This window comes from Rhizobium sp. BK181, assembly GCF_014193305.1.
Lineage (GTDB): Bacteria > Pseudomonadota > Alphaproteobacteria > Rhizobiales > Rhizobiaceae > Rhizobium.
Genome location: NZ_JACHZA010000003.1, coordinates 213,954 through 227,288, shown reverse-complemented (window position 1 = coordinate 227,288; position 13,335 = coordinate 213,954). Strand labels below are relative to the sequence as shown.

Here is a 13,335-nt window from a genome sequence, read left to right as displayed (position 1 = left end):
AATTCCCATGAAGCCCATTTTCGTTCAGCTCCAATGCGCACCCGGCAAAACCTACGAGGTTGCCGATGCCATCTACCAGACAGAGCGCGCTTCAGAGCTCTACTCGACGAGCGGCGACTACGATCTTCTGCTCAAGGTCTACGTCGAGGAAGGCCAGGACATCGGCAAGTTCATCAATGACAACATCGCCAACATTCCCGGTATCGTGCGTTCGCTGACGACGCTGACGTTCAAGGCTTTCTGAGGAAGCCGTTTCAAACCCCTGGCAGCCGCGCAATGGCGATCTCGGGCATTAAAATGAGGCGGCTCGCGAGCTGCCGAGGCTGGTGATCTGACCGGATGGCGCTTGTTCATCTGCCGATCCCGATAGCGGAAGCAGCCGGATGCGTTTTGCGCCGCCGGGGGCAAGGTGAAACCAGTCGTCGTCCGGTCGATAACCATCGACGCTGACATGGACGGACTGCGCGAACCTGTCGACTGCGATATCGAGCTCCCATTCATTGTCCTGCCGCGTCACCACCGCCTGGATCTCGGTATCGTGGAAGGCCTTGGCGCGGCCCAACGGAAAATGGAAAGCGTCGGCGACCACCGGGCCGCCATCCGGCAGACGTAGACGGGCAACGGTGACGTCGTGCGACGGTGGTCCGAAGCGAAACGCGTAGGTCGTATCAAAAAACGCGCCGAACAGATCGGTTGCGGCAAACGTTTCACAGCTTCTGGGCGCCAAAGTCAGAATGCGGCCACCGCTGACGACGTGCTGCCTGCCGTAGCGCAGGCAAACCAGTTCGAGATCAAGCTGTAAGGTATGTTCGGTTTCATTCAGCACGTGGACGTCGAGGCCATTCGTCCCCTCGTCGGTCACCACCACCTGAACCGGCCGAAAGGCACGACGCAGGGCATACCAGACGGGCTTCGGCTCGCCGGTCGAATCGATCACCCCCCAACCGGGACCTGGCATCAGATCCTGTAAGGTCCACACCAAGGCGCCGTTGCAGGTCGATCCGCTGCGCCGCCATTCGGCGAAGGTCGCTTCCGCAACTTCGCCGGTAACGACACGCGAAAGGTCCAGATAACGGTCGCGATCTTCACGACGAAGTCGCGCCGGATCCTCGCCGTAAAGTTCGGTCAGATAGAAATCGCGAACATCCTCGAAATCCCACGATGCGCCGCGATCGCGGGGAACGCGCGCCTTCCATAGCGGACTGTGGACCGGAGGAACGTCCAGATGTCGCTGCAGCGTTCGTTGTTGCGGCACCTGGGAGAAAGCCAGGCTCTCGGCCGCGAAGCGGACATTCGCACGACGGGCATCCTCGAGCGGTCGCATATAGGCGCCGACCCCGTAATAATGAGTGACACCAGCATCTGGCGAGAAGGGCATCGCGCCACCCGATGGTGAGTTCACCACATACGGCACGTCGGGCCTCATGCGGCCAGCGATCGCCGAAATGATCTCCTCCGTGATCGGGCCTGCCCAATATTCACGCGGCAGGCCAAGCATCGCCGCCTGCTGATAGACTTCGCTGCCGCCGCAGAGAACCGCCACCGATGGGCATCCCTGGACAGCGTGCAGAAATTCCTCGACCTCCGCGTGGACATGTGCGGTGAGCGCCTTGTCGTTCTTCGGATAGTCGAAGTTGGCAAACATGAAGTCCTGCCAGACGAGCAGACCGAGTTCGTCGCAGAGCTGAAAGAACGCCGGCGTCTCATAAGCCATCGTGCCGCCGATGCGGATCATGTTCATGCCTGCCTCGGCGGCAAGGCGCAGGAACGGCTCGTAGTCTGACTTGCCACCCGGCAGCCGAACGATATCCGCTGTCGTCCAGACGGCGCCCCGGCAAAAGATGCGCTCGCCGTTGACCAACAGCGCAAAGTCATCACCACCCGATCCGCGATCAAGGTCGACGCGGCGAAAGCCCGTTCTGCCCGCATGGTGCTCGACACCATCAATGATGATCGAGAAATCATAGAGATGCGGTACGCCGTGCGTATGCGGCCACCAGAGATTGACGTCCTCTAGCCTGAGGATTGCCGAATGGTGGTTCTCTGCGACTTTTTCGAAAGCCTGCTGAATATCTCCGCACCGAAGCACGAGGTCCGGGTTGTCGACATTGGTATGAAGCGAAACACTCAGTCGCCCAATGCCATCCGCCTCGAGCACGGCGCGAACCGAAACGTTATCGATCGAAACGACATCGCGGCGGACGACCGTGATGGGTCGCCACGGACCAACAGCATGAATTTCCGGACACCAGCCGGGCATGCGGCCCAGAAGCGTCGTGCGGACATTCTTCAAGCCTTGTGGCGTGATCATCTGCGGGCGCCAGCGGGCGCGTGGGCCGGGTTCGGCCAGCCTCGGCGCAAGGGCTCGGAAGCACAGCGCCAACTCGTCCCCGCCAGAGAGCGTCACCGGTATCTCGTGCAGGGTGAACATGCTTTCCGACGACAGGATCTCCTGGCCGTTGAGAAAGACATGACACAGCGTCGCCAACCCCTCGAAGCGAAGGAGCGCATCACCGGGCTGGACGTCAAAAAGCCGGCAGAGATACCATGCGTCGCGGGTATCGAGCGGCTCCGGATTATCCCGGTCGAACTGCCCCGCCTTTTCCAAAGCTGCGGCGACGGTCCCTGGTACTTCGGCGGCAATAAACTGCGCAGACAAGGGAATGTCATGGGGCGTTGCGCAAGCGCCCGGTTCCGTCAGGACCAGATTCCACCCTTCGGCAAGCAGGGTTTCCTCCGCACCGACACTCGCCAACCGTCCCCGCATCCTCAGACTCCCGGCTTCACAAGCGCTCCTTGAGAGAAGCCATCATGGAATCCCATGCATCGGCTGCCGGATCAAGCACCGTGCGCAGCGGATCATACTTCTTCCGGGTCACTGCCCGGGCGAGCTGGAACTGCACCGACTTTGCGACTTCGGAAATTCGACGCGCATCGTCAATGGCGGAGGAGAATTCGCTGGCCGATAGCCACGCCAGGTAATCTCCCGCAAGCTCGAAATTCGCGCCGAACTGACGCAGCGTATTGAATGCGTACTTGTGAAAGAAACCGAAGGGTCGCTCTGCCACGGCTTCCACCTGCTGCGGAAACACTTCAGCGAAGGCGCGGATCGGATTGGTGGTCGGTCTGCGGCCGAAGTGAAGTCCGAGAAGCTCGCGTGCCATAGTGCTGACCTGCATCGCATCAGGCATGCGAACGGGAAATTTTGCAAACTCCGTGTAGGGGAGGAACGGCGGATCATCTGCGGACAAATGCAGCTGGAACAGCCCGTCGAAATCCTCTCCCACAAGCTGGAAATAGCCGCCGTTGTGAAAATACTCGATGCGCTTGCCGGTGAGGTCGAGCCTGTTGATTGCCACCGTGGTCTTGCCATGCTCGGTTCGGTAGGCTGTACCCTGGGTATCGGGCATATAAAACGAGTCCATCTCGATCAGGCAGAGGCGACCTCGCGCAATCTGGGTTTCGACATGCCGTTCGACCCGATCGAAGATAGCGAGTTCGGTAACCCGGATGTCGTAGAGTGACTCGAGATCCTCGAGGGGCACCTTGAAGAAGGTGAACTGGTCGCCCTCGAAATCTTGCGTCAGCGTGAAGCCAAGCATCGCCTCCGGCGCGGCACCCGCGGCGTTCAACACTTCGATCCAAAGGTCGACGTAGCAATTGGTTTCCGGCCACATGCGCTCGCTGGAGTGCAGGGGATGCGACTGATAGCCGTCCGGGCGCGCCCGCGGGAAGACGGCTGTCATTAAACCACTCAGCCCCACAGTGCTTGCCGCACCTTGGAAGGCCAGTGCTTGACCTCCAGTCCGTGGTGATGGAAGAGCGCGAGCGCAATACGCTCAAGTCCGAAGCCGACACAGGCGGTATGGGCAACACTGCCGTCTTCAAGATAGAGGGCCCATTTCGTGCCGAACGCGTCCTGATGGTAGTTGAAGCTCATGCAGGCCGTCGGCTTGGCAACCGAGGTGATCGGAATGAGCAGCTCGAACTTCAGGTTCTGGTCGCGTTGGTTGTTGGCCAGCATCTTGCCGGCGCGGCCGAAGAAGGGATCGTTCGCGACATCGATCGTCACATCCAGGCCGACCGCCTTCATCATCTCGACGCCGCGGTCCATCCAGCGCTGCCGGAAATCCGTGACGTGCTGCTCTGTGCCCATGCAGATGTATTCGCGCATGCGGAAGAGCTGCTGGCGCGCCGGATCCTGTGACGGCTCATGCCGGAAGCAGTAGGATTGCAAATCGAAAAGACCGCCACTCATCGGCAGTTTGCCGCGACGAGCAACAGTCGGATAGAGCGGGTAGCAGGCCGCAGGCGTCAGCACGATGTCGGTTGCCTGCTGATCCTTCGTCCAGTCGTCGCCCACTTCCATGCATTGAAGCAGGCTGATGTGATCGAGTTCGTTGCCGCAGAAACTATGGACAGTGCCGGCGAGCTGCGGGAAGCTCTTCATGTAACCGCTTTTCTCGAAGAAGGCGCGGTTCATGCCCGGCGGGAAACGCATCGCCTCGGCGCCGTCGGCGCCGCCGAATTTGTCGATCAAGCGCTCGAAGGCGGCAATCACATCTTCGAATTGTCCGCTGCGGCCATAAAGCCCGTCAACGCCGGTATCGATCAGAAGGCCCGATTCAAACAGCCTGTCCAGAAACGTTGTCTGCACGTCCATGTCGTCACCCCAGTAGGCTAGTGTCCTGCTTGTGGACAAGAAGCATGCTCGACGTGTTGCCGAGGATGCGGTCGTTCGAGATCATGAGTTGTGCGGAGTGGGCGTCACGCAGATGGCGTCCGACGCTGAACGGCGTGCCGTTCTTGTAGCCCATGATCCCGCAGATCAGCATCACATGATTGACGATCTCGAGGATCGTTTCCGACGATGCGATCTTCACGTTGTTCATCGTGACGGCAAAGCCGATGGAGGAAAGCTTGTCCGCGTCATCCTTGGCTCCTTCGTAAGCCTTGAGACCGGCGACGACGTTCGAGCGAACCATCTGCAGAAGGTTGGAAACCTCGGCCAGCCGCAGGGCGCCGGGCGGCGGCGTTCCCGGCGACTTGCGTGCAGCGGCGCGCACGAACGACTGCGCCCGGCCCACCGCGTCGACGGCGATGCCATACCACACGCTGCTCCACAGGAGGTGCGACGATGCCAGCATCGATTGGGCTGCAATCTCCGCAAAGGGCTTCGGCAGGATTTGCTCGGCCGGCGCCTCACCTTTGAAGAGAAAGCCGTCCGAGCACGTGCCGCGCATGCCGAGGGTGTTCCAGGCATGGGTCTTTTCCAGCGCGTACTGCTCCTTGAGGAAAACGGTCAGGACCTGGTCGGAAGAGGCCGCATTTGCGTGTGCGCGTGACGTGATCATGATCGCATCAGCGTAGGAACCGTAAGATATAACGGTGGCGTCTTTTTCCAGACGGCACGCACTGGCATCCACCTCTATTGCGCAGATGCTATTTCGGAGATTGCCGCCGATGCCGCCTTCCGTCGTCGCAGACGCGATCAACAATTGCTCGCCAGCCACGCGTTGCATGAAGGCCCGATGCCATTCGCTCTCGCCGCCATGCTCGACGAGGCTGCATAGTTTGATGTGATGCATCGCGAAGACCATGGCGGCGGCGGCACAACCCTGTCCAAGCGTCGAGCATAATTCAGCGATCTGAGCGATCGTCGCGCCTTCACCGCCGAGGTGACGCGGGATCTGAATTCCAAAGAGCCGCTCGGCTCTCATGGCCTCCACGGCCTCGTGCGGGAACCTCCCATCAAAATCGACGGAGTCTGCATGCTTTGCCGCGATCGCTGCCACACGGGCGACCCTGGCGGCAAGATCCTCTTGCGCGATTTTGACCGGAAAGTTCATTTAGGCGACCTTCCGGCTATCTTTGATCTGGTCCACCGTCCTCGCGATTGCTGCAATGCTGGCGAAAGACTTTCGATTCAAGAGATTGTCGGGAAATTCGATGTCAAAAGCCTCTTCGATACCAAGCATGAGCTGCACCGAAGCGAAGGACGTCAGGCCGACCGCATAGAGGTCGGCATCGTCGGCAACTTGGTCAACAGAAACGGGAAGCTTTCCGAATTTGACTAGAAGATCACGGATCGTAGTATTCATTATGACTTCTCCAAGATGATCATATCTCGAGTGGCGAAACGGCCTTGTTCTCGGGATAGGCGTAGTCCGGAAAAGACAAAATTCTGCTAAATGACGTAGTTAAAGCGAACTGATCACTTCAGCTAAATTCTTAGAAGAGACGACCACACGAAGCGGAACTTAGTTGATATTTCAAACCCTTGCCCCGATTGCAATCACCGCGCCACGAGAGGGGTCTTCTGACACATTGTTCAGGAACAATACTTCTCTCGCGTTTTTTACTAGACGAGCGGCGGGTACAGGTGCTCGGTCCCGCGATAATCCGAAACCGAATAGCAGCCTTCGCCGATCGCTCTGATCGACTGTTCAGCGATCACGGCTTTGCCATGGCCACCAGGTATGTCGAGTATATAGGTGGGCTGGCAGAGACCAGAAATCCGACCGCGCAGAGCCGCGACGATCCTCTGTCCCTCTTCGATCGTGAGCCGAAAATGGCTCGTCCCGGGAGCCAGATCAGGATGGTGCAGATAATAGGGCTTTACGCGCGTCTCGACGAAAGCCTTCATTAGTTCCGTGAGCACGGCCGGATCGTCATTGACGCCCTTGAGCAGCACCGACTGGCTGACCATGACCACCCCGGCATCAATTAGGCGCGCACATGCCGCTCTTGCCTCGTCTGTCAGTTCGCGCGGATGATTGGCATGCAAAGCCACATAAACGCTCTTGCCACTCGCCCTCAGCGCCGCAATCAGGGCCGCATCGATCTTTGATGGATCGACAACAGGAACGCGCGTGTGGAACCGCACGATCTTGACGTGATCGATCAATGCCAGTTCGCGAAGGATCTCTTCGAGCCGTCGCGGGGACAGGATTAACGGATCGCCGCCCGTCAGGATCACTTCCCAGATTTCGTGGTGGTCGCGAATATAGGCAAAAGCTGCCGACATTGCCTCGGAGTCCAATGTCCCCAAGCCTTGTGGACCAACCATTTCGCGTCGAAAACAGAAGCGGCAGTAGACCGGGCACACATGCACGGCTTTCAACAGCACGCGATCCGGATACCGATGAACGATGCCTTGCACGGGACTATGGGCCTCGTCGCCGATCGGATCCGCACGCTCTTCAGACGCAACGATCAGCTCGGCCGCGTCAGGAACGAACTGCCGGGCAATCGGGTCGGCGTCATTCGCAGGATCAACCAGACCCACGACCGTCGGCGTCAATGCAATGGCGTACCGTGCGGCGACATCCGCCAAAGCGTCGCGGTCTCTTTCGCCGAGCAACCCGGCGCGTTCGAGACCCTCGACGGTCTTGATGGCTGTGTTGCTGTTCATGTGCCGTACTCCGCGACCGGCGCCCATAGCACCTGATCGATCCGTGACGCCCCGGTTGCCAGCATCACCAGCCGATCGAAGCCGAGCGCGATGCCACTTGCCTCCGGCATTTTGGCGAGCGCCTCCAGGAAATCCTCGTCGAGCGGATAGCGTTCGCCGTAGATGCGAGCTTTCTCGGCCATCTCGATCTCGAAGCGGCGGCGTTGTTCTGCCGAATTGGTGAGCTCCCCAAAACCGTTCGCGAGCTCAACGCCGCAGGCGTAGACCTCGAAACGTTCGGCAACCCGGGGATCGCTCGCGGAAGGACGCGCAAGCGCAGCTTCCGATACTGGATACTCGTCCAGAATCGTGACGCGGCCAAAGCCTAGATGCGGTTCCACCTTTTCAACCAGCACGCGGCTGAACAAATCCGCCCAGCCGTCATCTTCGGCAACGCGCATGCCGGTCCGCTTTACCTGGTCCGCGAGATGCGCCCGATCCGTCGCGCCGTCGGTCGAAACGGACGCCAGCAGATCTATGTCAGCGTAGCGGTCGAAGGCTGCGGCAACGCTTAGCCGGTTCGGCCCCGCGAACGGATCGCACTCGCTCCCTCGATAGGTGAGCCGCGTCGTCCTCATGGTTTCTGCAGCAAGGGCCAGAATGCGAACGCAATCCATCATCAGACTCTCATAGCTTTCGCCCACGCGATACCATTCAAGCATGGTGAATTCCGGATGATGCAACGGACCGCGCTCGCGGTTGCGATAGACGTGAGCGAAGCAGGCGATGCGCTGTTCTCCGGCCGAAAGCAGTTTCTTGCAGGCAAATTCAGGCGAAGTGTGCAGATATAGCGGCGCTGCTGTCTGGCCGTCAGTCGTCAGCGCTTTGGTGGCAAAGGCGTGCAGATGCGCCTCGTTGCCTGGCGACACTTGCAGCGTGGCAGTGTCGACCTCCAGAAAGTCCTCGCTTAGGAAATAGCCGCGCAGGGCCGTCTGGATCGCATTCCGCCCGAGCAGGAACGGGCGGCGGTCCGCATGCACGCTCGGCGTCCACCACGGCGATACTTTGGCGATCGAGGGTTTCATTGACATCGTCCTGACCGGTCTATCCAACGCCGGGGCTGGCTATTTGCCGGATTTTAGGTTAGTTGCGCCCCCAAAGAACAATCAGTTGCGTCTCGGAGGCCGTATCGACAGTCCTCTACGACGCCAAAAGCCGAGTTACAAGGAAGTCTTAATGGTCAAGGTCATCGCCTCTTCCGTCCGCAAGGGCAACGTTCTCGACGTAGATGGCAAACTCTACGTCGTTCTGACTGCCCAGAACTTTCATCCGGGCAAGGGCACGCCGGTCACCCAGGTTGACATGCGTCGTATCGTCGACGGCGTAAAGGTTTCCGAACGCTGGCGTACGACCGAGCAGGTCGAGCGCGCCTTCGTCGAAGACGTGAACTTCCAGTATCTTTACGAGGACGGCGAGGGGTTCCACTTCATGAACCCGGCGACCTATGACCAGGTGGTCGTGAACGATGAAACGATGGGCGATCAGAAGGCCTACCTGCAGGAAGGCATGACCTGCATCCTGTCGATCCATGAAGGTGTTCCGCTAGCCCTCGAGCTGCCGCGCCACGTCATTCTCGAAATCACCGAAACCGAACCGGTTGTGAAGGGCCAGACGGCGTCGTCTTCCTACAAACCGGCAATGCTTTCGAATGGCATCCGCACCTTGGTACCCCCGCATATTGACGCCGGCACGCGCGTCGTTATTGCAACGGAAGACAATTCCTACGTCGAACGCGCCAAGAATTGATCGATCGACAGCCGTGAATTAGAGGTCGCGTTTGCAGCGCGGCCTTTTTCTTTCTTACGGCTTTCGCCAAATAAAAAAGCGCCGGTCTAGCCGGCGCTTTGAACTTTCAAATCATGCCCAGCAGGGCAGCCCGGCCTAGTAGCGCGGGCAACGGGCCTCGTAGCGACGGCCATACCGGTCTCTGTAGACGCAGTAACCGCGACGCTCAACGGACTGGCCGATCAATGCGCCAGCAAGACCGCCGGCTACGGCACCAATTGCTGCCCCACCCCAGCTGTGGCTTACAGCACCGCCAATAATGGCGCCGCTGCCTGCACCAATCGCGGTTCCCTGTTCCGTCGCCGTACAGGACGCAAGCGCGCCAACCAGTGCACCAATAAGCACAATCTTTTTCATCATGACATATCTCCCAGATTTTTCCGTCGCTTAGATACGACCGAGCAACACAAGAATAATAATAATCACGAGAACTAGCCCTAAACCTCCGGAAGGTCCATAGCCCCAGCCGCGGCTGTAACCCCAATTTGGTAGAGCTCCGATCAAAAGCAGAATAAGGATAATGAGAAGTATGGTTCCAAGCATGGTTCAAGTCCTCGACGTCATTACACCAGGAATGGACCAGAAACACGCATCACCGATTTTTGTTCCGCGTGTATCAAATGTTTAGCTTTGGCGGCAAAAACATACGAACCACATCGTTTTCTGTCGCTCCATGGAATGCAAGTAACATCGCGAAAAGGCTCCGGCAGAAATTCGCCTTAAGATTTTCGACAAAGGCAGTTGACAGAATGAATGCAAATCGAGCCACACGCATGACGTGAATTATCCGATTCAGCATCTTGTGGGAAAAAGCGATTCAAAATCAATACTTAGCCGTGAACAAACACTGAATCAGCCGAAGTCAGCGATTCGTCTCCGATTCGTTCTCAAGCTGTTCCGAATCGGAAAACGAGCAATCTGCAAGCTATTCGCGCAACAGAAACTGCGGAGGAAATTCAAATCAGCCCTTGCCTTTGCGACAACGGCTGTCCATGTGTTGTCTGCTTCGGAGAGGAGCTGACTTGATCTGAGGCTCCCCGGCCTCATCTGCAGGACTATGACACTGACATCGCAGCCGATGATACTGAGTGGACGCGGGGTAACCGCGGTGCTCGGGCCAACCAATACCGGCAAAACGCATTATGCCATTGAGCGCATGGTTGCACATGGCACCGGCGTGATCGGCCTGCCGCTGCGACTGCTGGCGCGTGAGGTTTACACGCGCGTCGCCGAAAAGGTCGGAGTGCAGAATGTTGCACTGGTGACGGGCGAGGAGAAGATATCGCCTCCCAATGCTCGCTTTTCGGTCTGTACGGTCGAGGCCATGCCACGCGAGACTAAGGCAGCGTTCGTCGCCATTGATGAAGTTCAGCTCGCTGGCGATCTGGAGCGGGGGCATATCTTCACGGATCGTATTCTGCATTTGCGCGGTCGCAACGAAACGCTGCTGCTTGGCGCCGGTACGATGCGACCGATCTTGCAGCAACTTCTCCCTGGGATCACGGTGGTTGAGCGACCCAGGCTTTCCCACCTTTTCTACGCTGGACAGAAGAAGATCACGCGCCTGCCGCAGCGCTCGGCAATCGTCGCCTTCTCGGCTGATGAAGTCTACGCGATCGCCGAATTGATCCGCAGACAGCGCGGCGGAGCGGCCGTCGTACTTGGCGCCCTTAGCCCGCGCACGCGCAATGCGCAGGTAGCGCTTTATCAGGCTGGAGACGTCGAGTATCTGGTCGCGACCGATGCGATCGGCATGGGGCTCAATCTCGACGTCGACCACGTCGCCTTTGCTCAAGATCGCAAATTCGACGGCTATCAGTTCCGCAACCTGAACCCCGCCGAACTCGGGCAGATTGCAGGCCGTGCCGGCAGGCACGTTCGCGACGGGACGTTTGGCGTCACAGGCCAGGTAGATCCCTTTGACGAGGAGCTGGTCGAACGCATCGAAGGCCATGAGTTCGACAATGTGAAAGTGCTGCAATGGCGCACGAAGAACCTCGATTTCGCTTCCATTCACGCGCTACGCACAAGCCTCGAGACCGGACCCACTGTTCCCGGCCTGACGCGCGCCTTGCCTGCGGTCGACCAGCAGGCGCTGGAACACCTGTCGCGCTACCCGGAAATCATCGACCTTGCAACCAATCCATCGCGCGTCGAGAAGTTGTGGGAGGCCTGCGCGCTTCCGGACTACCGGCGCATTGCGCCGGCGCAACATGCCGATCTGATCTCGACCCTCTTTTCCGATCTCGTTCGCTATGGCACGGTAAACGAGGACTTCCTCGCCGAGCAGGTCCATCGCGCGGACCGAACAGACGGCGAGATTGACACGCTTTCGGCGCGAATCGCGCAGATAAGGACTTGGACCTATGTGTCGAATCGGCCCAATTGGCTTGCCGATCCGACACACTGGCAGGAAAAGACGCGGGAAATCGAAGATCGATTGTCCGATGCGTTACATGAAAGGTTGACGAAACGCTTTGTTGATCGCAGGACATCTGTGCTCATGAAGCGCCTGAGAGAGAATGCGATGCTGGAAGCTGAAATCAGTGTAAATGGCGATGTCTTCGTTGAAGGACATCATGTGGGGCAGTTGTCGGGATTCCGGTTCACGCCCATTTCGGGAGCGGAAGGGCCGGACGCCAAGGCTGTTCAGTCTGCTTCGCAAAAGGCGCTCGCTTTGGAATTCGAGGCACGTGCCGCGCGCCTCCATGCGGCCGGCAACGGCGATCTCGCGATCAGCTCCGACGGCGCGATCCGTTGGTTGGGCGATCCGGTAGCGCGCCTTGCGGGCAGTGATCATGTGATGCGCCCGCGCGTCATCCTGCTCGCCGACGAGCAGCTGACAGGCAATGCGCGAGACCACGTGGCAGCCCGTATCGAGCGCTTCGTCAATCATCACATCAGCACGGTTCTGAAGCCGCTCGACGATCTGTCGCGTGCCGAAGACCTGCAGGGCCTGGCAAAGGGTCTGGCGTTCCAGCTCGTCGAGAATCTCGGCGTCCTGTTCCGACGCGACGTGACCGAAGAGGTGAAGTCACTGGATCAGGATGCGCGCGCCTCGATGCGCCGCTATGGCGTCCGGTTCGGCGCCTATCACATCTTCGTCCCTGCCCTTCTGAAGCCTGCTCCAGCCGAACTCATCACGCTTCTCTGGGCGCTGAAGAACGACGGTCTCGACAAGCCCGGCTACGGCGATCTCATTCCCGTTCTCGCTGCAGGCCGCACGTCGGTGGTGACAGATCCAGCTTTCGAGCGCACCTTCTACAAGCTGGCTGGCTTCCGATTCCTTGGCAAACGCGCAGTTCGCATCGACATCCTGGAGCGCCTTGCGGATATCATCCGCCCGTTGCTTCAGTGGAAGCCTGGCCAGGCCAACCGTCCTGAAGGTGCATATGACGGCCGTCGCTTCACGACAACGACCGCCATGCTTTCGATCCTCGGTGCAACTCTCGAGGACATGGAAGAGATCCTGAAGGGGCTCGGCTATCGCGCCGATGCCGTAAAGGCAGAGGAAGCAGCAGCTCATCTGTCGGTTCAGGACGCCTCGACAGCGCCGACGGCCGAGACCGCAACTGAAGAGAGCGCAGAGAAGGCCGATCACGACGATGCCGACAGCGCGTCGGAGGAGCCTGCCTCGGAGGCTCCCGCCGTTGAGGTCGCGGCTGAAGAACAGCCGGTTGCCGCAACGTCGGAAGAAGCAGAGGAGCCGAAGCCGGTTCTTCTTTGGCGCCTCGGTGGTCGTACGGACAATCAGCGTCAGGCCCGCAGCCCGGGTGGCGAACGCCGCGGCGGCAACAATCGCGGCCAAGATCGCGGAAGTGGCCAGCGTCGCCAAGGTGGCGAAGGTGGCGAGGGCCGTGACGGCAACCGCCAGCATCGCGGCAAGGATGGCGGTAAGCCGCAACAGGGACGGGGCGATCGTAACGAACAGCGCGGCGACCGTCAGGACCGCGGCGATCGCAAGGACCGCAACAACAACCGCGGCGGCCCGCAGCCGTTGCGCTTCGAGGCAAAGCCCCCACGCAAGGAAAAGCCGATCGATCCGGATTCTCCCTTCGCAAAGCTCGCTGCCTTGAAGGAGCAGATGAAGAAGTAAG

General features: G+C 59.3%; 12 protein-coding genes. 3 read left to right on the top strand and 9 right to left on the bottom strand.

The window, feature by feature from the left end; genetic code table 11:
* Positions 1-7 precede the first annotated feature (7 nt).
* On the top strand, positions 8-244 hold the full coding sequence (locus FHT77_RS11000; RefSeq protein WP_024315373.1) for an Lrp/AsnC ligand binding domain-containing protein: 237 nt from the start codon (positions 8-10) through the stop codon (positions 242-244).
* Between the two features lie 48 nt (positions 245-292).
* Here the strand turns inward: FHT77_RS11000 and FHT77_RS10995 are convergent, their stop codons facing one another.
* The 7 genes from FHT77_RS10995 to epmA form a co-directional block, all read right to left on the bottom strand.
* A complete protein-coding gene (locus FHT77_RS10995) occupies positions 293-2,767 on the bottom strand; it encodes a glycoside hydrolase family 2 protein (protein ID WP_183755094.1) in 2,475 nt (824 codons plus the stop codon).
* Between the two features lie 16 nt (positions 2,768-2,783).
* Positions 2,784-3,746: a DUF1839 family protein gene (locus FHT77_RS10990; RefSeq protein ID WP_210280861.1), complete on the bottom strand. Its 963-nt coding sequence runs from the start codon at positions 3,744-3,746 to the stop codon at positions 2,784-2,786.
* An 8-nt stretch (positions 3,747-3,754) separates the two neighbouring features.
* Positions 3,755-4,663, bottom strand: coding sequence for an amino acid--[acyl-carrier-protein] ligase (locus tag FHT77_RS10985; RefSeq protein ID WP_183755092.1), 909 nt, complete (start codon positions 4,661-4,663; stop codon positions 3,755-3,757).
* Between the two features lie 4 nt (positions 4,664-4,667).
* Complete coding sequence (locus FHT77_RS10980; protein ID WP_183755091.1) at positions 4,668-5,849, bottom strand: acyl-CoA dehydrogenase family protein; 1,182 nt, start codon at positions 5,847-5,849, stop codon at positions 4,668-4,670.
* A complete protein-coding gene (locus FHT77_RS10975) occupies positions 5,850-6,101 on the bottom strand; it encodes an acyl carrier protein (RefSeq protein WP_028758765.1) in 252 nt (83 codons plus the stop codon).
* Positions 6,102-6,361: 260 nt separating this feature from the next.
* Positions 6,362-7,414 (bottom strand): lysine-2,3-aminomutase-like protein, encoded by a 1,053-nt coding sequence (locus tag FHT77_RS10970; protein WP_183755090.1) that lies wholly within the window; start codon positions 7,412-7,414, stop codon positions 6,362-6,364.
* A complete protein-coding gene (gene epmA, locus FHT77_RS10965) occupies positions 7,411-8,478 on the bottom strand; it encodes an EF-P lysine aminoacylase EpmA (RefSeq protein WP_183755089.1) in 1,068 nt (355 codons plus the stop codon). Before epmA ends, FHT77_RS10970 begins: the two co-directional genes overlap by 4 nt.
* 151 nt (positions 8,479-8,629) lie before the next feature.
* On the opposite strand from epmA, the gene efp reads away from it, so the two are divergent.
* Positions 8,630-9,199 carry an elongation factor P gene (gene efp, locus FHT77_RS10960; protein WP_016556716.1) on the top strand — a complete coding sequence of 190 codons (570 nt, stop codon included), beginning with the start codon at positions 8,630-8,632 and terminating at the stop codon, positions 9,197-9,199.
* A gap of 135 nt (positions 9,200-9,334) precedes the next feature.
* Here efp and FHT77_RS10955 read toward each other — a convergent pair whose 3' ends face one another.
* Together FHT77_RS10955 and FHT77_RS10950 are read right to left on the bottom strand one after the other, a co-directional pair.
* Positions 9,335-9,598 (bottom strand): YMGG-like glycine zipper-containing protein, encoded by a 264-nt coding sequence (locus FHT77_RS10955; protein ID WP_018855881.1) that lies wholly within the window; start codon positions 9,596-9,598, stop codon positions 9,335-9,337.
* Between the two features lie 27 nt (positions 9,599-9,625).
* On the bottom strand, positions 9,626-9,781 hold the full coding sequence (locus FHT77_RS10950) for a DUF3309 family protein (protein WP_007794620.1): 156 nt from the start codon (positions 9,779-9,781) through the stop codon (positions 9,626-9,628).
* Between the two features lie 514 nt (positions 9,782-10,295).
* Here FHT77_RS10950 and FHT77_RS10945 point away from each other — a divergent pair.
* Entirely contained in the window at positions 10,296-13,334 is a 3,039-nt protein-coding gene (locus FHT77_RS10945) for a helicase-related protein (protein WP_183755088.1), read from the top strand.
* Position 13,335: the final 1 nt, after the last annotated feature.

What these genes read in the sequence shown, in the direction of transcription:
- FHT77_RS11000 (WP_024315373.1), top strand. Translation starts at nt 8, where the DNA reads ATGAAGCCCATTTTCGTTCAGCTCCAATGCGCACCCGGCAAAACCTAC.
- FHT77_RS10995 (WP_183755094.1), bottom strand. Translation starts at nt 2,767, where the DNA reads ATGCGGGGACGGTTGGCGAGTGTCGGTGCGGAGGAAACCCTGCTTGCC.
- FHT77_RS10990 (WP_210280861.1), bottom strand. Translation starts at nt 3,746, where the DNA reads ATGACAGCCGTCTTCCCGCGGGCGCGCCCGGACGGCTATCAGTCGCAT.
- FHT77_RS10985 (WP_183755092.1), bottom strand. Translation starts at nt 4,663, where the DNA reads ATGGACGTGCAGACAACGTTTCTGGACAGGCTGTTTGAATCGGGCCTT.
- FHT77_RS10980 (WP_183755091.1), bottom strand. Translation starts at nt 5,849, where the DNA reads ATGAACTTTCCGGTCAAAATCGCGCAAGAGGATCTTGCCGCCAGGGTC.
- FHT77_RS10975 (WP_028758765.1), bottom strand. Translation starts at nt 6,101, where the DNA reads ATGAATACTACGATCCGTGATCTTCTAGTCAAATTCGGAAAGCTTCCC.
- FHT77_RS10970 (WP_183755090.1), bottom strand. Translation starts at nt 7,414, where the DNA reads ATGAACAGCAACACAGCCATCAAGACCGTCGAGGGTCTCGAACGCGCC.
- epmA (WP_183755089.1), bottom strand. Translation starts at nt 8,478, where the DNA reads ATGAAACCCTCGATCGCCAAAGTATCGCCGTGGTGGACGCCGAGCGTG.
- efp (WP_016556716.1), top strand. Translation starts at nt 8,630, where the DNA reads ATGGTCAAGGTCATCGCCTCTTCCGTCCGCAAGGGCAACGTTCTCGAC.
- FHT77_RS10955 (WP_018855881.1), bottom strand. Translation starts at nt 9,598, where the DNA reads ATGATGAAAAAGATTGTGCTTATTGGTGCACTGGTTGGCGCGCTTGCG.
- FHT77_RS10950 (WP_007794620.1), bottom strand. Translation starts at nt 9,781, where the DNA reads ATGCTTGGAACCATACTTCTCATTATCCTTATTCTGCTTTTGATCGGA.
- FHT77_RS10945 (WP_183755088.1), top strand. Translation starts at nt 10,296, where the DNA reads ATGACACTGACATCGCAGCCGATGATACTGAGTGGACGCGGGGTAACC.